The organism is Kitasatospora sp. NPDC001540 (genome assembly GCF_042894345.1).
GTDB lineage: Bacteria > Actinomycetota > Actinomycetes > Streptomycetales > Streptomycetaceae > Kitasatospora > Kitasatospora phosalacinea_C.
Map to the genome: position 1 here is coordinate 143,880 of NZ_JBIAVO010000002.1, position 17,388 is coordinate 161,267.

The window sequence follows — 17,388 nt, forward strand, 5'->3', positions numbered from 1 at the left end:
GGCGGCTACCGCAGCAGGGCCTTGGCCAGGTCGGCGATCAGGTCGTCCGGGTCCTCCAGTCCGACGGACAGTCGCAGCAGGGCCGGGGTCGGCTTGTGGGCGGCGGCGACCGGGCGGTGGGTGAGCGAGGCGGGGTGCTGGATCAGGGTGTCGACGCCGCCGAGCGAGACCGCGTGGGTGATCAGTTCGCAGCGCTCGGCGACCGCCGCGGCGTGCTCGAAGCCGCCGATGGTCTCGAAGGCCAGGGTGCTGCCGCCGCCGAGGAGTTGGCGTCCGAGCAGGGGCGAGCCGGAGCGGCCGGGGTAGTGCACGGCGGCGACCCCGGGCTGTTCGGCCAGCCAGTCGGCGATCCGGGCGGCGGAGGCGGAGGCGGCGCGCACCCGCAGCGGCAGGGTCTGCAGGCCGCGGTGCAGCAGGTAGCCGGCCAGCGGGTGCAGGACCGCGCCGGTGACGGCCCGGACCCGGCGCAGCCGCCGCGCCCAGTCGGGGGTGCAGGCGACCGCTCCGGCGAGCACGTCGCCGTGGCCGCCGATCGACTTGGTCGCGGAGTGCAGCACCAGGGTGGCGCCGAACGCGGCGGGCCGCTGCAGGACGGGGGTGGCGAAGGTGTTGTCGACCAGCAGCGGCACCTCGCCGCAGCGTTCGGCGACGGCGGTCAGGTCGAGCAGGTCGAGGGTGGGGTTGCCGGGGGTCTCGACCAGGACGAGCCCGGTGTCGGGGCGCAGGGCGGCGGCGAGGGTGCCGGGGGCGGCCCAGGTCACCTCGGTGCCGAGCAGGCCGGAGTCCAACAGGTGGTCGGAGCCGCCGTACAGCGGGCGCAGCGCGACCACGTGCCGTCGGCCCTCCGCGGCGGCGGCGAGCAGGCAGGCCGAGAGCGCGGCCATACCGGAGGAGAAGGCCACCGCCTCGGCGCAGCCCTCCAGTTCGGCGAGGGCCTGTTCGAAGCGGGCGACGGTGGGGTTCCACAGCCGCTGGTAGACCAGGCCGCCCTCGGCGGGCGGCCGTTCGCCGGTGGCCAGCGCCTGGTAGGCGTCGCCGCCGGTGGGGAGGTCCGGTACCGGGTAGGTGGTGGACAGGTCGAGCGGGGGGACGTGCGTGCCGAGGCGGGCGAGGTCGTCGCGGCCGGCGTGCACGGCTCGGGTGTCGAGTCGGCTCATGGCCGTTGATGGTGAAGTTGAAAGCGTCGAATGGCCAGAGCGGCGGCAGATGATTCGGTGCGGGCCCGGGCGCTCTTGCGAATGTTCGGCACGGACGGTCACGCTGGGGGCGTGCCGAACATTCCACGGGCCCGTGCGGCGGAGCTCGACGCGGTCGACCGGGCGATCGTCCGGGCGCTGCTGGCGAACGCCCGGACGCCCAACAACGCACTGGCGGAGCAGGTCGGGGTCGCCCCGTCCACCTGCCTGGCGCGGGTACGGGCGCTGCGCGAGCGCGGGGTGATCGCGGGCTACCACGCGGAGGTGGACCTGCCCTCGGTCGGACTGCCGCTGCAGGCGATGATCTCGGTGCGGCTGCGGGCGCACACCCGGGAGCAGAACGGCAGCTTCCGGGCCGCGGCGCCCGAACTGCCGGGCGTGCTGGCGGTGTTCCACATGGCGGGCAGCGACGACTACCTGCTGCACGTGGCGGTGGCCGACCCGGAGGCGCTGCGCTGCTTCGTGGTCGACCACCTGACGGCCCACCCGGCGGTCGCGCAGACCCGCACCAACCTGGTGTTCGAGCGCGTCCCGGGCGGCGGCCCGGCCGTCTGACGCGACGTCAACCCGCCTTCTCACAGCCGTGATCGACGCCCTGCAGCCCGGACTGGAAGCGGGCCCGGGCGTTCGGCTCGCCCATCGGCCGGGCGGTCCGGCGGGTCATGGTGCGCCGGGTGGCGCCCGGGCTGCGGGCGATCACCGCGTCCTTCGCGCCCGCGGTCGTCATCGCGAGCAACTCCCGCTCCCCGTCGCCGGGTTCGTCGCTCAGCCGGTCGGCGGTCGGCGGAGCGACGCGCTCCGGCGAGCCCGGGCCGAGGGGTCCCAGCAGGTCGGTGGGCATGATCCCCGGGGTGGGACCGGCATTGGCGAGTTGTGGCCACTGTCCAGCATCCGCCGCCGCAAGTGGGGCCGTCCGGCCTTACCGTACTGGGTATCGGTAATCTGTCCGGTTCCTTCGGACGGGGCAGGGCTGCCGAGCCCCGACGCGGCCGGACGACGGCGCCCTCCCGCTCCCGCCCGGTCGCCCCCGTTCGTGAAGGGACCGACCATGGCTGTCGCGGACCCACCCCAGACCGTGCGCTACTGCCTGAGCCTGGCGACCGTCCCCGCGTCCGTGCCGGAGGCGCGCCGCGGAGTGCGGACCGAACTGGCCGCCCGCGGGATGGACGCGGACCACCCACTGACCGACACGGTGCTGCTGGTGGTCAGCGAACTGGTCACCAACGCGGTCCGTCACGCGGCCCCACGATCACCCCGTACCACGCTCCAACTCGACTTCTGCGCAGGCGAACTGGCGATCCGGGTGCACGACCGCCACCCGCACTGCCCGCAGCCCCCCGAGGTGCCGCACCAGGACGGCAGCGGCGGCTGGGGCCTGTCCCTGGTGCAGGAGTTGGCAGCGCTGGCGGGCGGCGGCACGGAGACCGTCGCGGACGAGGACGGCGGCGGCAAGACCATGCTGGTGCGGCTGCCGCTGGAGCCCTGACGGGCTCCCGGGAACGGCTGGCGCGGGGCCGACGCCGCGTCCCGGCGGACGCCGGTTGGGAAGACGATCGTCGGACGACCCCGCAGCCTCCACTCTGCTGCACGACATGCGTTATTGCAAGCCAGTCGCAATAAGGCGGGCGCGACTCCCCGCGGCCGGACCGCCGCCCACCACCCGCTACTCGCGCGCAGGGCGCAGCACCAGTCGGGTCGGGACGGTCTCCGTGCGCGGCGGCGTGCCGTCCCCGTCCAGCCGGGCCAGCGCCAGCCGGGCCGCCGTGGCGCCCAGCAGCGCCGGGGCCTGGGCGACGGCCGACAGCGGCGGGTCCAGCACCTCCGCCAGCGGCAGGTCGTCGAAGGACAGCAGCGCCACGTCCCGCCGCCCCGAGCGGCCCAGGGCCAGCAGGGCGCCCGTCGCCGCGTTCACGTTCGACGCGAACAGCGCCGTCGGGGGCTCCGGCAGGGCCAGCAGCGCCAGCGCCGCCCGCTCCGCCTCCGCGGCCGTCCGCGCCCCCGCCACCAGCTCCGCCGGGGCGGGCAGGCCCGCCGCCGCCAGCGCCTCCCGCCAGCCCGCCAGCCGCTCCCGCCGGGTGTACAGCGACGCGGGCAGGTCGCCCAGGAAGCCCACCCGCCGGTGCCCCGCCCCCAGCAGGTGCGCCACCCCCTCCCGGGCCCCCGCCCGGTTCGAGGACACCACGCAGTCCGCCCCCGGCCCCGGCCGGTCCAGGTACACCAGCGGCACCCCCACCGCCCGCGCCGCCGCCAGGGTCTCCCCGCCGCCGCCCGCGGGCACCACCAGCAGCGCACTCGTCCGCCGCGCCAGGAACGCCCCCACCACCTCCGCCTCGCGCGCCGCGTCCCCGCCCGAGCACCCCAGCAGCACCGTCAGCCCGCGCCCGCGCACCGCCCCCTCCACCCCGTCCGCCAGCGCCCCGAAGAACGGGTTGCCCAGGTCCGGCAGCACCAGCCCGACCGTCGAGTCCGGCCCGCCGGTGCGGATGCTGCGCGCCATCAGGTTCGGCCGGAACCCCAGCCGCCGCACCGCCGCCAGCACCCGTTCCCGGGTCGCCGCCGCCACCGGCCCGTCCCCGTTCAGCACCCGCGACACCGTCTTCGCGCTCACCCCCGCCTCGCCCGCCACGTCGTGCAAGGTCGGCCGCCGCTCCATCCCGACTCCCTCCGCCTGGTGCTGTCGACCGTACAACCGCCCTCCCGGCGGAAGATCAACCGGAGGTAGCCTGGCAGCGGATGTGGTGACGATGCGAGCGAACGAACCCCAGGCGTCCGGGACGGCGATCCCCGAGGTCCCGTTCACCGCGCCACCCGGCGGACCGGTCGGCGTCGAAGTCATGACGCTCGCCGAACTCCGCGCCCGCCGGGCCGCCGGGACCGGCGTCTTCCACCGGCCGCAGCGCCCCGCCTTCCACCACCTGCTCACCCTCGACCACGGCACCCTGCACCACACCGTCGACTTCACCGCCCACACCGTCGAACCCGGCAGCTGGCTCTGGGTCCGGCCCGGACAGGTCCAGCAGTGGGGCGAGCTCGACGGCGCGGACGGCCTCCTGGTGCTGTTCGAACCCGGCTTCCCCGACCCCGCGACGGTGGCCGCCGCCCGGCTCGACGACCCCTTCGCCGCCGCGGTCCTGCACACCGACGGGCCGGAACGCGAAGCGCTCGGGCACGCGGTGCGGCACCTCCACCGCGAGTACGCCTCCGGCGCGGACCTGCCCGCCGAGATCCACCACGCGCTGCTCCGGCACCTGCTCGCCGCGCTGCTGCTCCGGCTCGCCAACCCGCCCGCGCCGTGCGGCAGCGCCGCGGCCGAACCCGGCGAGACCTACCGGCGCTTCCGGCAGGCCGTCGAGCACCACTTCACCCGCACCCGGCGGGTCGAGGACTACGCGAAGTACCTCGGCTACTCCCCGCGCACCCTCTCCCGCGCCACCCTCGCCGCGGCGGGCGTGGGCGCCAAGGAGTTCGTCGACCGCCGAGTCGTCCTGGAGGCCAAGCGCCTGCTCGCCCACAGCGAGAGCTCCGCCGCCCGCATCGCCGACCACCTGGGCTTCGCCGACGCGGCCAACTTCGCCAAGTTCTTCCACCAGCGCACGGGCACCACCCCGACCGCCTTCCGCGCGGCGGTCCGGGGGGTGGCGGGGGAGGGGCTTTCGGTGGGGTGAGGGGCGCCTTCGGCGGGATGGGGGGAGGGGGAAGAGCGGTCCGGGGGGTGGCGGGGGAGGGGCCTTTGGTGGGGTGAGGGGCGCCTTCGGCGGGGTGGGGGGAGGGGGAGAGAGCGGTCCGGTGGCGGGGGGAGGTGTCTCGGGTGGGGCGGGGAGGGGGAGTTGGGGGTGGTGGGCTGTTGCCGAGTAACCGTCAGGTTCCGATCCGGTCCGGAACGGGTGGAGCGCTGCCGGGGGGCGTGGTGGAGGCCCTATGGTGCCTCGTGAAGATCCCGTGAGTGGCGTCGGGGCACGTCCCGGTGGGCGGCGAGCAGTCTAGGAGCGCGGAACGTTGGAGAGTCTCGGCGAGGGCGATCCGCAGGTCGTCGGGCCGTACCGGTTGGTGGGGCGGCTGGGGGCCGGTGGGATGGGGGAGGTGTTCCTCGGGCGCACGGCGGGCGGGCGGACGGTGGCGGTGAAGACGGTCCGCCAGGAGTTCGCCGCGGACCGGGAGTTCCGGCAGCGCTTCCGGCAGGAGGTGGCGGCGGCGCGGCGGGTCGGCGGGCGGTGGACCGCGCCGGTGCTGGACGCGGACACCGAGGGGCCGCAGCCGTGGGTGGCCACGGGGTACGTCGCGGGGCCCTCGCTGACGGAGGCGGTGCAACGGTTCGGCGCCCTGCCGCCGGACACGGTGCGGGCGTTGGGCACGGGCCTGGCCGACGCGCTGGAGGCGGTGCACGCGCTGGGGCTGTTGCACCGGGACGTGAAGCCGTCGAACGTGCTGCTGGCGCTGGACGGGCCGCGGCTGATCGACTTCGGCATCTCCCGCGCGCTGGACGCGACCTCCGCGCTGACCCGCTCGGGGTACGTGGTGGGTTCGCCGGGCTTCATGTCGCCGGAACAGGCCAAGGGACGCCCCTCCGGCCCGGCGGGCGACGTGTTCGGGCTCGGTGCGGTGCTGGCCTTCGCCGCGACCGGCCGGGCCCCGTTCGGCGAGCAGGACAGCGCGGCCGGGCTGCTCTACCGGATCGTCCACGAGGAGCCGGAGCTCGGCGGCCTGGACGGCGACCTGCTGGGCCTGGTGCGGGCGTGCCTGGACAAGGACCCGGAGCGCAGGCCGACCCCGGCGCAGGTCCGGGAGCGGCTGGAGCGGAGCGCCGCCGGGCTGACCCGGCTCGGCGAGCGGGGCTGGCTGCCGGGCGCGGTCTCGGAGGAGGTGGCGCGGATGGCCGTCGCGCTGCTGGACCTGGAGTCGCGGCCCGACCCGGTGCAGCCGCCCCCGCCGACCGTCCTGGCCGCCCCGACCCCGCAGGCCCCGACCCAGGCCCCACAGGCCCCGCAGGCCCCGCCGACCGCCCCCACCGCCCCGTACCCGGCGCCGCCGTCCTTCGGCCCGCCGCCGGACCCGTACGCCGGGCGGACGCCCCCGGGCGCGTACCCCGCCCCGGGCGCGAACCCGTACGCCGGGCAGACGCCGCCGGGCGGGTACCCGTACCCCGTGGTGGTGCAGCAGCCGTCGAAGCGGCGGGCGGGACCGCTGGTGGCGACCGGGGTGGTCGCGGCGGTGCTGGCGGGGCTGGGGGTGTGGGCCGCGACGGGCGGGCCGGGCGGGTCGGGGGAGGCGACGGGCAAGCCGACCGTGACGGCGGCCCCGACCTCCGGGAGGAGCGACGGACCGGCGAGCCCCACGCCGGCCGGACACGACAGCAAGAAGGCCGAGGCCCCGCCCTCGCCCTCGCCCTCGGCGGAGCGGCAGGACGGGGACGCGGTCGCGGAGGCGTTCCTGGGCACCTTCGAGGGGACGGTCAGCTCGGGGGGCAACGGGCTGCAGATCGTCATGCGGTTCACCGTCCACCAGGGCGCGGTCGGCGACTCGATCGCCTACGTGGAGACCGACGGCGGCCTGGGCACCGGCCAGGTGATGTGCACCAACGAGGCGTCCCTGGTCTCCGCGAGCAAGACCCGCCTGACCGCCCGGACCGTCGTCGGCACCGTCAGCGCGGGCTGCACCCCGCTCACCGGCGACGGCGTCCTCACCCCGAACAAGGACGGCTCGCTGCACTTCGTCCAGCAGGGTTTCACCGGCGACCTCCAGCGCAACTCCTGACGGGGACGGGCCCGTTCCGCGCGGGCCCGTCCACTGGTCGCACCATCGGCTGGTCCTGCACCGGCCGATCGGGGTGTCGGATCGGTCAGAACGGGACGAAATGTGACGATGCCAGGGTGACCACCTCCAGCGAAGTCAGCCAGGCAGCCCCGCCCGTCCTCGACCGGCGGCAGCGGAACGTCGTGTTCGGCACCATCATGCTGGGCATGCTGCTGGCCGCACTCGACCAGACCATCGTCGGCACCGCGCTGCCCACCATCGTGGCCGACCTCGGCGGAGCCTCCCACATGTCCTGGGTGGTGACCTCCTACCTGCTCGCGGAGACCGTCACCACCGCGCTGGTCGGCAAGATGGGCGACCTGTTCGGCCGCAAGGTGGTCTTCCAGGTCTCCGCGATCGTCTTCATCCTCGGCTCCTTCCTGTGCGGCCTGTCCACCAACATGCTGCTGCTGATCGTCTGGCGGGCCGTCCAGGGCGTCGGCGCGGGCGGCCTGATGGTCACCTCGATGGCGCTGATCGCCGACGTCATCCCGCTGCGCGAGCGCGGCAAGTACCAGGGCGCGATCGGCGCGGTCTTCGGCGTGGCCACCGTGGTCGGCCCGCTGCTCGGCGGCCTGTTCACCGACCACCTGTCCTGGCGCTGGGCGTTCTACGTGAACGTGCCGATCGCGATCGTGGTGGTCGTCGCCGCGGCCCGGAACATCCCGGTGGTCAAGTCCGGCGTCCGCCCGGTCATCGACTACCTGGGCATCACCCTGGTCGCGATCGGCGCCAGCGCCCTGATCCTGGCCACCAGTTGGGGCGGCAACGAGTACGCCTGGGGCTCGCCCGTGATCATCGGCCTGTTCGTGGCCGGGGTCGTCGCGCTCGCCCTGTTCTGCTGGGCCGAGACCCGGGCCGCCCAACCCACCCTGCCGATGCGGCTGTTCCGCAACCAGGTGTTCACCGTCTGCTCGATCCTCAGCTTCATCGTCGGCTTCGCGATGCTCGGCGCGCTGACCTTCCTGCCGACCTTCCTGCAGTACGTCGACGGCGACTCGGCGACCGTCTCCGGCGTGCGCACCCTGCCGATGGTGCTCGGCCTGCTGATCGCCTCGATCTTCTCCGGCAACGTGGTCTCCAAGACCGGCAAGTACCGGTTCTTCCCGATCATCGGCTCGGTGGTGATGGGCGTCGGCCTCTACCTGCTCTCGCTGCTGGACGTCGGCACCAGCGCCTGGCTCGCCAGCGTCTACATGTTCGTGCTCGGCACCGGCATCGGCCTGTGCATGCAGGTGCTCACCATCGCCGTGCAGAACACCGTCGACTACACCGACCTGGGCACCGCCACCTCCGGCGTCACCTTCTTCCGCACCCTCGGCTCCTCGTTCGGCACCGCCGTCTTCGGCACCATCTACGCCAACTCGCTGAAGACCAACCTGACCGCCGCCGTCACCCGGACCGCGCAGACCACCGGCGCCGACCCGCAGCAGCTCGCCGCCGCCGCGCAGAGCCCGCACGGCGTCCACGAACTGCCCCCCGAGCAGGCCGCGCCGGTCATCCAGGCGTACGCCGACTCGCTGCACACCGTCTTCCTGTGGACCGTCCCGGTCGCCCTGGTCGGCTTCGTCGTCGCGCTCTTCCTCAAGCAGGTCAAGCTCCGCGACTCCGCCCGGGCCAGCTCCTCCGACATGGGCGAGGGCTTCGCCCAGCCGTCCTCCGGCGACTCCTCCAAGGTCCTCGAACTCGCCGTCGCCAAACTCCTCGGCACCGCCGGGCTCGACACCGCCCGACAGGTCGTCGACACCTCCGGCACCCGGCTCGACGTGGCCGGCTCCTGGGCCGTCATGCAGGTCGAACTCTTCACCCGCACCGTCGGCCACGCCAGCCTCAACCTGATCGCCGCCCGCCGCCGGATCCCCCCGGAGGTCCTCCAGCCGGTCTTCGACCGGATGGTCGTCGAAGGCTTCCTCGAGGCCCACAACGGCTTCTACCAGCACACCGAGGCGGGCAGCCGGGAGGCCGCGACCATCACCCGCGCCTGGTCCGACTGGCTCAACCGCCGCCTGGAGGAGGACCGCGGCCGCCCGCGCAGCGCCGAACTGCGCGCCGCCGCCGACGCCATCGCCAAGCGCATGATCGCCGAGGACCTCGCCGAGGGGCTCCCGGAGAAGGGCGGCGTGCTCTCCGGCCGCCGCTGACGGCCCCTCACCCCGCCCCGCCGTCGATCCACGGCGGGGCGGGAGGCCCGTCCTCTCCTAGGCTTGCCCCCATGCTCCTGTACGCCCTCGCGCTCCTCTTCCTCCTGCTGTTCGGCGTCGGCGTGCTGCGCGACCGGCGGCGCTTCGGCAACGCCGTCTGCCTCGGACTCGCCGTCGCCCTGTTCGCCCTCGCCCTGCTCGGCACCCTCCACCGGGCCGACTCGGCCGCCGCCGAGACCGTCCTGGTCGTCGTGGTGCTCGTCCCCGCGCTGGGCAGCGTGGTGCTGGCCGGGCTGCTCATCGCCAACGGCCTCAAGATGCTCCGCAAGGAGGGCCGCAGCCTCGGCAACCTGCTCGCCCTGCTGTGCGGACTGGGCATCCTGGCCGTCATCGCCCTGCTGCTGGCCGCGACCCGGGCCGACTCCGAGGCGCTGGTGGTGGTCGCCCGCACCGTCTTCGTGCTCGCCTGCTACCTCTCCTTCCTGTTCGCCTGCTTCGTCGGCTACGCCTACCTCTACGGCCGCCTCACCCCCCGCGAGGACGTCGACTACGTGGTCGTCCTCGGCACCGGCCTGCGCGACGGCAGCCGCGTCCCGCCGCTGCTCGCCAGCCGCCTGGAACGCGCCCGCCGCCTGTACGACCGGCAGGTCGACCGCGGCCGCTCCCCGCTGCTGCTGGTCTCCGGCGGCAAGGGCTCCGACGAGCAGCTCCCCGAGGCCCAGGCGATGGCCGACCACCTGGTCGAACGCGGCTTCCCCGCCGACCGGATCGTCCGCGAGGACCGCTCCCGCACCACCGAGGAGAACCTCCGCTTCAGCCACGCGATCATGGCCGCCGCCGACCCCGACTACCGCTGCGTCGTCGTCACCAACAACTTCCACGCCTTCCGCGCCGCCGTCTTCGCCCGCCGCGAGGGCGTCCGCGGCCACGTCGTCGGCTCGCCCACCGCCGCGTACTTCTGGCCCAGCGCCACCATCCGCGAGTTCGTCGCCGTGCTCGTCATCTACCGCTGGGCCAACCTCGCGGTGGGCGCGCTGCTGGTGCTGGAGTCGCTGAGCCTCTGAGCCGCCGGCCCCGATCGCTCCCGAGCAGCGTTGCGGTCCCGGGGCGGGCGGGTCGGCGCGCCCGCGCCGGGCCCTCGCTTCAGAGGCGGATCACGATCTTTCCGCGGTTGCGTCCGCGTTCGGCGTGCGCGTGGGCGTCGACGATCTGCTCCAGGCGGTAGGTCCGTTCGACGCGGGGCGTGTAGCGGCCTCGCCAGCCCGGTTCCGCGGCTGCGGACAGGAGGCCGGTGCCTCCTCCCGGGAGGACGAGTCCCGCCGTTGACGACCGGCGCACGGCCGCCACTCCTATAGTCACTGTCGTGCAACTGGACCTGAACCTGCTCACCGCCCTGGACGCGCTGCTGGAAGAGGGCAGTGTGGCCGGAGCCGCGGAGCGGCTCCACGTCACCGCCCCGGCGATGAGCCGCTCGCTGGGCCGCATCCGCAAGGCCACCGGCGACCAGATCCTGGTGCGCACCGGACGCCACATGACGCCCACCCCTCGCGCGCTGGCCATGCGCACCGAGGTCCACGCCCTGGTGCAGCAGGCCCACCGGCTGCTGTCCTCCCGTACGGACCTCGACCTGGCGGGCCTGGAGCGGGTGTTCACCGTTCGCCTGCACGACGCCCTCACCACCGCCTGCGGGACCGCCCTCGTCGCCGCGGTCCACCGCCAGGCCCCGAAGGTGAAGATGCGCCTCACGGTCGAGCCCGGCCACGACACCCCCGAGCTGCGCCGCGGCGAGGTCGACGTGGCCTCCAGCGCCGCACCGCCGCCCCAGCCCGACATCCGTCACCGCCTCATCGGCCAGGACAGGATCATCCTCGCCGTCCGGGCGGGGCACCCGCTCGCCGAAGGGCCGCTGACCGTCGAGCGGTACGCGGCGGCCGACCACGTGACCGTCTCCCGGCGCGGAAGCCTGCGCGACCGGGTCGACGACGTCGTGGCCGCCCTCGGGCACGAGCGCCGTGTCATCGTCTCCGCCCCAGCGACGGACACCGCCCTGCAGCTCGCCCGTGACGCCGACGTCGTGGTCACCCTCCCCGACGCGGTCACCCGCTCCGCCCGCGAGCAGCTGGGTCTGACCACGCTGCCGCTGCCGTTCGACCTGCCGCCCGTGCCCCTCTACCTGCTCTGGCACCAGCGGTACGACGACGACCCCGCCCACACCTGGCTGCTCAACCTGGCAACCCGCACCCTCCAGGGCCTGTTCACCGCGCCGGACACCGCCGACCAGTAGCGTTTCGTCAGGGCAACGGCCCGGCGGCGCCGGATGCCGCACGGTCCGACCCGGTGCGGCCGAGCCTCCGCCGATCGGCGGCGAACCCGGTTCCTCCACCCCCACCGGCGAACGCGACGAACGACGACGCCGCCCGCGCCGTCCCGCGGGCGGGCGAGGGCCTGCCGACCGCCTTCTCCTGCACCGCTCACGCCGACAGCACGCAGCTCGACCGGTGCCCGTCGCCTTCGGCGCCGTGCCGTGCCGTGCCGTTGAGCATCCCGGCCATCGCCGCACGTCGTCCGCCAGGAGCTTGCCGGGCGGCGGGGAGGCGGCAATTTCAATTGCACGAGAGTCATTCCAGCAGTGCCTTACATGCACTTGAGGTTAATCATCGCCCCCTCTACCTTCGAAATGCAGGCGCGGACGGAACACGGGTTCGCCCGCTCCGCTCGACCACCCCCCTCCTCAGACGGGAGCACCACCATGTCCGAGACCCTCCGGGCGACCGAAATCGCCGCGCCCACCGGCTCCGCGTCCGACACCGGCCTGCTCGCGCAGACCGCTGACGCCGTGCGCGCGGCGGGCTCCGTACTGCGGGAGCGGTTCGGCGACGTGGTCACCTACCGGACCCGCGAAGAGCTGATGAGCGCGCTCGCCGCCAACGACGACGCGGCCCTCGCCATCCTGCGCCCCGCCCTCACGGGGCTGCGCCCGGACGCCGGCTGGGTGGAGGACGAGCTGGACGGCGGGGCGCTGCCGCCCGGCGAGTGGTGGGTCGTGGACCCGGCGGAGGGCAACGTCAACCACCTGCACGCCCTGCCGGAGTGGGCGGTGACCGCCACCCTCGTCCGCGACAACCGGCCGGTGCTCACCGTGGTCCACCTGCCGCTGACCGGCGAGACCTACACCGCGCTCACCGGCGCCGGCGCCCACCTCGACGGCCGGCCCCTGCGCGTCTCCCCGACCACGGACCTCGGTCTGGGCCTGGTGGCCACCAGCCAGGCCCGGCCGGACGAGGACGAGGAGGTCGTGCGGCGCATCGGCTCCTCCATCACCGCGATGCTCTCCGACGCGCTCGTGGTGCGCACCTCGGTGCCCGCGACCCTGCACCTGCTGAACGTGGCCGCCGGCCGGATCGACGCCTTCTGGCAGTTCGCCGGCGCCCGCGCGGACCTGCTGCCCGGCGCGCTGCTCGTCACCGAGGCCGGCGGCCGGATCACCGACGCCGAGGGCCGCCCCTGGACCCCGCGGAGCGACAGCTTCCTGGCCGCCGCGCCCGGCGTCCACGCCCGGGCCGTCATCACGCTCTCCCGCTGACCACCCGCCACGACCCGCACCCACGACAAGGAAGCAGGACAACATGACCACGATCGCAGTCCTCGGTAACGGCCGCGTCGGCGGCAACCTCGCCCGGGCGCTCATCCGGGCGGGCCATGAAGTGACCGCGGTGGACCGCGAACCGGGCGCCGCCGCCGACGCCGCCAGGACGGCACAGGTCGTCATCAACGCGACCCCGGGCGCCGGATCCCTGGAGCGCCTCGCGGACCTGCGGGCCGAACTGGCCGGGAAGATCCTCGTCGACGTCTCCAACGCCACCCTCGACGGACCGGACGGGCTGCCCGCCGACCTGATCTACCCCGGTTCGAGCCTGGCCGAGCGACTCCAGGAGGCACTCCCCGAAACGCGCGTCGTCAAGACGCTCAACACGATGCTCTTCCCCGTGATGACCGCGCCCGCCGCGCTCGCCCAGGCGCCGACCGCCTTCCTCTCCGGCGACGACCCGCAGGCCAAGAAGACCGTGGGTGACCTGCTCGCCGACCTCGGCTGGCAGCAGGAGTGGATCACGGACCTCGGCGGGATCGAGACCGCCCGCGCCACGGAGGCCGCGATCCTGTTCGTCCCGCACGTCATCCGGGCCAGCGGCTTCACGCCCTTCGCCGTCTCGATCAGCCGCTGAGGGGCCGGGGCGACTTCGCCGGAAGGGGCCGGGGCGGCTCCACCGGAGGACGGACGGCCCTCAGCCCGTCGATCCGGTCCCGGACGCCCGCCGCGGTGGCGTCGGCCAGAGTGGCGGTCGGGGTGTTGCCGCTCTGGTCCTTCGACGCCCACAGGTCCACCCCGACCGCCCGGCCGCGCGACAGCCGCCGGGCCGCGCCGATCAGCACCGCGCCGCGGCCGCAGCCGCAGCCCAGATCCAGCAGCCGCTCGTCGCCGCGCAGCTCCAGGGCGTCCAACTCGCGCTCCCACAACCGGAGTTTGCCGTGCAACGTGGTGTGCAGGTGCACCCCCGGCTGCACCAGCAGCCCGGTCCCCAGCGCGGCCACCGCCGTCCGGCCGCGGAACGGGCGGGCCGCGGCCGCGAGCGTGCAGGCCGCACCGGGGGCGGAGGTCGAGGCGACGAAACCGGGCGCGTCGACGCCGTACCGGGACAGGGCGGTGAACGGGTTCTCGGTCATGTCCGCAGTCTCGCGGCGCGGGCCGGGCCGGGTCTTGGCCGAATGTTCCGCGGGGGGCGCGTCAGTTGTGCAGGTAGCCGGGGGCCGACCAGGCGACCCCGTCCACCGACAGCCACGGCTCGCGCGCCACCGCGGACGGCGTCAGTCCGGCGAAGTCGGCGACCTCCCGGTGCAGGTGTGACTGGTCCGCGTAGCCCGTCTCCGCCGCGACGGCCGCCGGGTGGCCGCCCGCCGCCAGGCGGTGCGCCGCGTGGTCGAAGCGCACCAGCCGGGCCGCCTGCTTCGGTCCCAGGCCCACCTGGGACCGGAAGCGCGACCACAGGCGCTTGCGGCTCCATCCGACCTCCGCCGCCAGCGCGTCCACCCGCGAGGTGCCGTGCGAACGTGCCAACTCGGCCCACACGTACGCCACTTCCGGATCCACCGGGCGGCCCTCGGTGCGGCGGGCGGCCAGCGCCCCGGCCACCAGGGCGAAACGCTCCTCCCAGGAGGCCGCCGCCCGCAGCCGCTCCTCCCACCGGGCGGCGTCCCGGCCCCACACCTCGTCCAGCCCGGCCAGCGGGCCGCCCTCCACCGCGAAACCGCCCAGCACCGCGTGCGCCACCACCGGCGACAGGCGCACCTGCAGGCACTGCACGTCCCGCCCGGCGCCCCGCAAGCCGCCCTGCGGGCCGCCTCGGGACAACCCGACCACCGCGCTGCCGCGCACCTCCCGCCCGCCGTCCGTGACCAGCAGCGGCTCCGCCCCCAGGTCGATCGCCAACGTCACCGCCGGGAACGGCACCACCCCCAGGTCCGCCGGGCCCCGCGCCCGGAACCCGGCCATCGCCACCCCGGGCAGCCGCCAGGACGGCGACGGCGTTGCGATCTTCCACAGCGCCGAGGGCGCGAGCGGCTGCATGGCTCCAGGGTAGGCAGGCGCTGGGGAGGGTGCGTATTCAGGGGCCCGGGGAACGGCGGGCTCGGGGCTGCTGGCGGTGCACTGCCGGTGCGTGCCGTTGCTTCGGGTTCTGTTACGGCGGCCCGAAGCAGCACGGACTTTCCGGTGGGCTCCGGCCGTCAGCAGCTCGGACTCGCCGTTCCCCGAGCCCCTGACGGGGCCAGTGCGCAGCACGGACTCGCCGTTCCCCGAGCCCCTGACGGGGGCTCTCTGCCTACGCGCGGAGGGCGGCCGCTGCCGCGCCGATCAGGCCCGCGTCGGGGCCGAAGTGGGCGGGGTGGAGGTGGAGGCCGCGGGTGAAGGGGAGGCCGCTGTAGTGGGTGAGGTGGCGGGCGAGGGGGTCGAAGAGGAGCGGGCCGGACTGGGCGACGCCGCCGCCGATCACGACGGCCTGGAGCTCGACCAGGGCGGCGGTGCCCGCGATCGCGGCGGCCAGGGCCCGGGCGGCGAGGTCGAAGGCGGTCAGGGCGGCGCCGTCGCCGGTGCGGGCGGAGTCGGCCACGGCGCGGGCGGTGAGCGGGCCGCCCTCGGTGGGGCGCCAGCCGGCCGCGCGGGCGTGGCGGACGATCGCGGGGCCGCTGGCCAGCCCTTCCAGGCAGCCGCGTCCGCCGCAGGGGCAGGGGTCGCCGTCCCACTGGACGCTGACGTGGCCGATGTGCCCGGCGTTGCCGCTCGGGCCCGGGCGCACCCGGCCGTCGAGGACCAGGCCGCCGCCGACGCCGGTGGACACCACCATGCACAGCGCGTCGCGGTACCCGGCGGCGGCACCCAGCCAGTGCTCGGCCTCGGCGAGCGCCACCCCGTCGCCGAGCAGACGCACCGGCAGCGCGCCGCGGTCCGCGAGCCGCTCCGCGATGCGCCGCGTCAGCGGGAAGTCGCGCCAGGAGGGGATGTTGACCGGGGAGACCGTGCCCGCCGCGGTGTCGACCGGCCCCGCGCTGCCCACGCCCACCGCCGTGACGCCGGGCCAGGCCGGATGCCCGGCCAGGTCGTCCAGCACCCGGGCGACGCCCGCGAACACCGCCTCGGCGTCCTCGTCCGCGGCCGTCGGGTGCTCGGTGCGGGCCAGCAGTTCGCCGCCGCCGGTGACGATCGCACCGGCGGTCTTCGTCCCGCCCAGGTCGACCGCGGCCACCAGGGGGGAGGGGAACGGCGGGGACGGAACGGCGGCGGCCATGGCGCAGAGCTCCTGACATGTCCGACTCGGGGTGACTTGTCGGACTGGCCAGGCTACCGGAAGCCGCAGGTCGGCGGCCGGGAGCGGGCCGGGGCGGGGCGCCGCGCGGCCTACCGGGAGTCCGGCCGTCGGCTGCGGCGGCGGGGGTCGAGCGCGTCGCGCAGGGCGGTCAGGTCGGTGATGGTGACCTGTTCGGCGAACCGGGCCAGGAGGCGGCGCAGGCTCCGCTCGTCCCGGTCGCGGACGGCTTCGGCGAGGGCGGTCACCAGCGAGGTCCGCTCCTGCGGGTCGGACGCCCGCCCCTGACCTGCCGTCTTCGGTTCTTCCACCGGTCGCCCTCTCGTCCGTGCTGCTGCTCGTGGTCCTGGCCGGGTTCCCGCGCGTTCCGTCCCGTATCCTGCGGAGCGCAGACTACCTGTCTCTCGAACACCGAAAAATCTATCGTGGCTGCAGTAGACATTGGCTCGTCGCGGGGTTAGCGTTTCTCTCGTAAGCGCAGTGAAGAGATGGCCCGGCAGACACGAACTGGCGGGAAGCATTGAGAAGTTCGCAGGTCGGCACGGTTGTGGGGTCCTGAAGCCAGCGTGTGTGCAGTGAGGCGACAGGGCCGACGACCGGGCCGGGCGGCCCGCAGTGATCAGGGGCTGCCGTCGAGCAGTACCAGCAGTTCGCAGTACCAGTCCACGAAGAGGAAGAACGGAGGGACAGAGCGCCATCAGGATCGCCCGGCCCGTGATGCCTTTCACCCGGGCGGACACCGCAGACCCCCTTTGAGCACGAGGACGGTGGTTTTCGGTCACGCATACGCGATCCCCGCAGGTCCCCTCCCCCGGGGCAGTGCGGAACAAGGAACCCGGCCCAGGCCGGTAGATGGTGTTGTTTCCCCTTCGGGGCCCCGGAGCCGCTACGGCGCCGGGGCCCCTCGACGCGTTCCCGGAACCAAGAGAGGTGCAGTGACTACGACGACCGACAACTCCCACACCCCGGACCCAGGCAGCTCGTTCGACGACGACGACTACCCCGCGTACACCATGGGCCGTGCCGCCGAGATGACCGGCACCACCCCCGGCTTCCTGCGGTCCCTGGGCGACCAGGGCCTCATCACCCCGCTGCGCTCCGAGGGCGGCCACCGCCGCTACTCCCGCTACCAGTTGCGCATCGCGATGCGCGCCCGCGACCTCGTCGACCAGGGCACCTCCATCGACGCGGCCTGCCGCATCATCATCCTCGAGGACCAGCTCGAAGAGGCCCTGCGCATCAACGAGCAACTGCGCAGCCGTCGGACCGGCCCGGAATCCGCCGCCGACACCTGATCCCGCACCCACTCGCCCGACCGGACAGGCCCGCGGTGAGCGCCGTTCGCTCACCGCACCGGGCCCGCCGGGCGGAGGGGGCATCAGACCCGCGCCGTCGCCCGGGCCG

The 17,388-nt window shown here is 74.8% G+C and carries 17 protein-coding genes and 1 pseudogene; 10 read left to right on the forward strand and 8 right to left on the reverse strand.

Annotated elements, in window-relative coordinates; genetic code table 11:
- Positions 1 to 5: 5 nt before the first annotated feature.
- Complete coding sequence (locus ACFY00_RS03580; protein WP_388026759.1) at positions 6 to 1,157, reverse strand: trans-sulfuration enzyme family protein; 1,152 nt, start codon at positions 1,155 to 1,157, stop codon at positions 6 to 8.
- A gap of 111 nt (positions 1,158 to 1,268) precedes the next feature.
- Between ACFY00_RS03580 and ACFY00_RS03585 the strand changes: the two genes are divergently transcribed.
- Entirely contained in the window at positions 1,269 to 1,751 is a 483-nt protein-coding gene (locus ACFY00_RS03585) for an Lrp/AsnC family transcriptional regulator (protein WP_388026761.1), read from the forward strand.
- A gap of 7 nt (positions 1,752 to 1,758) precedes the next feature.
- Here the strand turns inward: ACFY00_RS03585 and ACFY00_RS03590 are convergent, their stop codons facing one another.
- The gene (locus tag ACFY00_RS03590; protein ID WP_388026762.1) at positions 1,759 to 2,037 is read right to left on the reverse strand and encodes a hypothetical protein; all 279 of its coding nucleotides are present in this window, start codon (positions 2,035 to 2,037) and stop codon (positions 1,759 to 1,761) included.
- Between the two features lie 207 nt (positions 2,038 to 2,244).
- Between ACFY00_RS03590 and ACFY00_RS03595 the strand changes: the two genes are divergently transcribed.
- A complete protein-coding gene (locus ACFY00_RS03595) occupies positions 2,245 to 2,682 on the forward strand; it encodes an ATP-binding protein (protein WP_388026763.1) in 438 nt (145 codons plus the stop codon).
- Positions 2,683 to 2,859: 177 nt separating this feature from the next.
- Here ACFY00_RS03595 and ACFY00_RS03600 read toward each other — a convergent pair whose 3' ends face one another.
- A complete protein-coding gene (locus ACFY00_RS03600; RefSeq protein WP_388026765.1) occupies positions 2,860 to 3,849 on the reverse strand; it encodes a LacI family DNA-binding transcriptional regulator in 990 nt (329 codons plus the stop codon).
- 91 nt (positions 3,850 to 3,940) lie between these two features.
- Here ACFY00_RS03600 and ACFY00_RS03605 point away from each other — a divergent pair, with 91 nt between their 5' ends.
- The 4 genes from ACFY00_RS03605 (at position 3,941) to ACFY00_RS03620 (ending at position 10,191) form a co-directional block, all read left to right on the forward strand.
- Positions 3,941 to 4,861, forward strand: a complete 921-nt coding sequence (locus ACFY00_RS03605) for a helix-turn-helix domain-containing protein (protein ID WP_388026766.1) — start codon at positions 3,941 to 3,943, stop codon at positions 4,859 to 4,861.
- Between the two features lie 331 nt (positions 4,862 to 5,192).
- On the forward strand, positions 5,193 to 6,947 hold the full coding sequence (locus ACFY00_RS03610; protein ID WP_388026768.1) for a serine/threonine-protein kinase: 1,755 nt from the start codon (positions 5,193 to 5,195) through the stop codon (positions 6,945 to 6,947).
- A 116-nt stretch (positions 6,948 to 7,063) separates the two neighbouring features.
- Complete coding sequence (locus ACFY00_RS03615) at positions 7,064 to 9,127, forward strand: MDR family MFS transporter (RefSeq protein WP_388026770.1); 2,064 nt, start codon at positions 7,064 to 7,066, stop codon at positions 9,125 to 9,127.
- 71 nt (positions 9,128 to 9,198) lie between these two features.
- Positions 9,199 to 10,191, forward strand: coding sequence for a YdcF family protein (locus ACFY00_RS03620; RefSeq protein WP_388026772.1), 993 nt, complete (start codon positions 9,199 to 9,201; stop codon positions 10,189 to 10,191).
- Between the two features lie 79 nt (positions 10,192 to 10,270).
- Here the strand turns inward: ACFY00_RS03620 and ACFY00_RS03625 are convergent.
- Positions 10,271 to 10,414, reverse strand: a pseudogene (locus ACFY00_RS03625) (zinc-binding dehydrogenase); the annotation flags it as partial.
- Positions 10,415 to 10,496: 82 nt separating this feature from the next.
- On the opposite strand from ACFY00_RS03625, the gene ACFY00_RS03630 reads away from it, so the two are divergent.
- The 3 genes from ACFY00_RS03630 (at position 10,497) to ACFY00_RS03640 (ending at position 13,350) form a co-directional block, all read left to right on the forward strand.
- Entirely contained in the window at positions 10,497 to 11,411 is a 915-nt protein-coding gene (locus ACFY00_RS03630) for a LysR family transcriptional regulator (protein ID WP_388027352.1), read from the forward strand.
- Positions 11,412 to 11,876: 465 nt separating this feature from the next.
- Complete coding sequence (locus ACFY00_RS03635; RefSeq protein ID WP_388026774.1) at positions 11,877 to 12,710, forward strand: inositol monophosphatase family protein; 834 nt, start codon at positions 11,877 to 11,879, stop codon at positions 12,708 to 12,710.
- A gap of 43 nt (positions 12,711 to 12,753) precedes the next feature.
- Complete coding sequence (locus tag ACFY00_RS03640) at positions 12,754 to 13,350, forward strand: NADPH-dependent F420 reductase (RefSeq protein WP_388026776.1); 597 nt, start codon at positions 12,754 to 12,756, stop codon at positions 13,348 to 13,350.
- On the opposite strand, the gene ACFY00_RS03645 is transcribed toward ACFY00_RS03640, so the two are convergent.
- From ACFY00_RS03645 to ACFY00_RS03660, 4 genes are all read right to left on the reverse strand, one after another.
- Positions 13,340 to 13,849 (reverse strand): hypothetical protein, encoded by a 510-nt coding sequence (locus ACFY00_RS03645; protein WP_388026778.1) that lies wholly within the window; start codon positions 13,847 to 13,849, stop codon positions 13,340 to 13,342. The genes ACFY00_RS03640 and ACFY00_RS03645 overlap by 11 nt on opposite strands.
- Before the next feature lie 61 nt (positions 13,850 to 13,910).
- Positions 13,911 to 14,750, reverse strand: coding sequence for a helix-turn-helix domain-containing protein (locus ACFY00_RS03650; RefSeq protein ID WP_388026780.1), 840 nt, complete (start codon positions 14,748 to 14,750; stop codon positions 13,911 to 13,913).
- A 253-nt stretch (positions 14,751 to 15,003) separates the two neighbouring features.
- Entirely contained in the window at positions 15,004 to 15,966 is a 963-nt protein-coding gene (locus ACFY00_RS03655) for an ROK family protein (RefSeq protein ID WP_388026781.1), read from the reverse strand.
- A 110-nt stretch (positions 15,967 to 16,076) separates the two neighbouring features.
- Positions 16,077 to 16,295 carry a hypothetical protein gene (locus ACFY00_RS03660; RefSeq protein ID WP_388026783.1) on the reverse strand — a complete coding sequence of 73 codons (219 nt, stop codon included), beginning with the start codon at positions 16,293 to 16,295 and terminating at the stop codon, positions 16,077 to 16,079.
- Positions 16,296 to 16,997: 702 nt separating this feature from the next.
- Here ACFY00_RS03660 and ACFY00_RS03665 point away from each other — a divergent pair.
- Complete coding sequence (locus ACFY00_RS03665; protein ID WP_388027354.1) at positions 16,998 to 17,279, forward strand: MerR family transcriptional regulator; 282 nt, start codon at positions 16,998 to 17,000, stop codon at positions 17,277 to 17,279.
- The last annotated feature ends 109 nt before the right edge of the window (positions 17,280 to 17,388 follow it).

What these genes read in the sequence shown, in the direction of transcription:
- ACFY00_RS03580 (WP_388026759.1), bottom strand. Translation starts at nt 1,157, where the DNA reads ATGAGCCGACTCGACACCCGAGCCGTGCACGCCGGCCGCGACGACCTC.
- ACFY00_RS03590 (WP_388026762.1), bottom strand. Translation starts at nt 2,037, where the DNA reads ATGCCCACCGACCTGCTGGGACCCCTCGGCCCGGGCTCGCCGGAGCGC.
- ACFY00_RS03595 (WP_388026763.1), top strand. Translation starts at nt 2,245, where the DNA reads ATGGCTGTCGCGGACCCACCCCAGACCGTGCGCTACTGCCTGAGCCTG.
- ACFY00_RS03600 (WP_388026765.1), bottom strand. Translation starts at nt 3,849, where the DNA reads ATGGAGCGGCGGCCGACCTTGCACGACGTGGCGGGCGAGGCGGGGGTG.
- ACFY00_RS03605 (WP_388026766.1), top strand. Translation starts at nt 3,941, where the DNA reads ATGCGAGCGAACGAACCCCAGGCGTCCGGGACGGCGATCCCCGAGGTC.
- ACFY00_RS03620 (WP_388026772.1), top strand. Translation starts at nt 9,199, where the DNA reads ATGCTCCTGTACGCCCTCGCGCTCCTCTTCCTCCTGCTGTTCGGCGTC.
- ACFY00_RS03635 (WP_388026774.1), top strand. Translation starts at nt 11,877, where the DNA reads ATGTCCGAGACCCTCCGGGCGACCGAAATCGCCGCGCCCACCGGCTCC.
- ACFY00_RS03640 (WP_388026776.1), top strand. Translation starts at nt 12,754, where the DNA reads ATGACCACGATCGCAGTCCTCGGTAACGGCCGCGTCGGCGGCAACCTC.
- ACFY00_RS03645 (WP_388026778.1), bottom strand. Translation starts at nt 13,849, where the DNA reads ATGACCGAGAACCCGTTCACCGCCCTGTCCCGGTACGGCGTCGACGCG.
- ACFY00_RS03650 (WP_388026780.1), bottom strand. Translation starts at nt 14,750, where the DNA reads ATGCAGCCGCTCGCGCCCTCGGCGCTGTGGAAGATCGCAACGCCGTCG.
- ACFY00_RS03655 (WP_388026781.1), bottom strand. Translation starts at nt 15,966, where the DNA reads ATGGCCGCCGCCGTTCCGTCCCCGCCGTTCCCCTCCCCCCTGGTGGCC.
- ACFY00_RS03665 (WP_388027354.1), top strand. Translation starts at nt 16,998, where the DNA reads ATGGGCCGTGCCGCCGAGATGACCGGCACCACCCCCGGCTTCCTGCGG.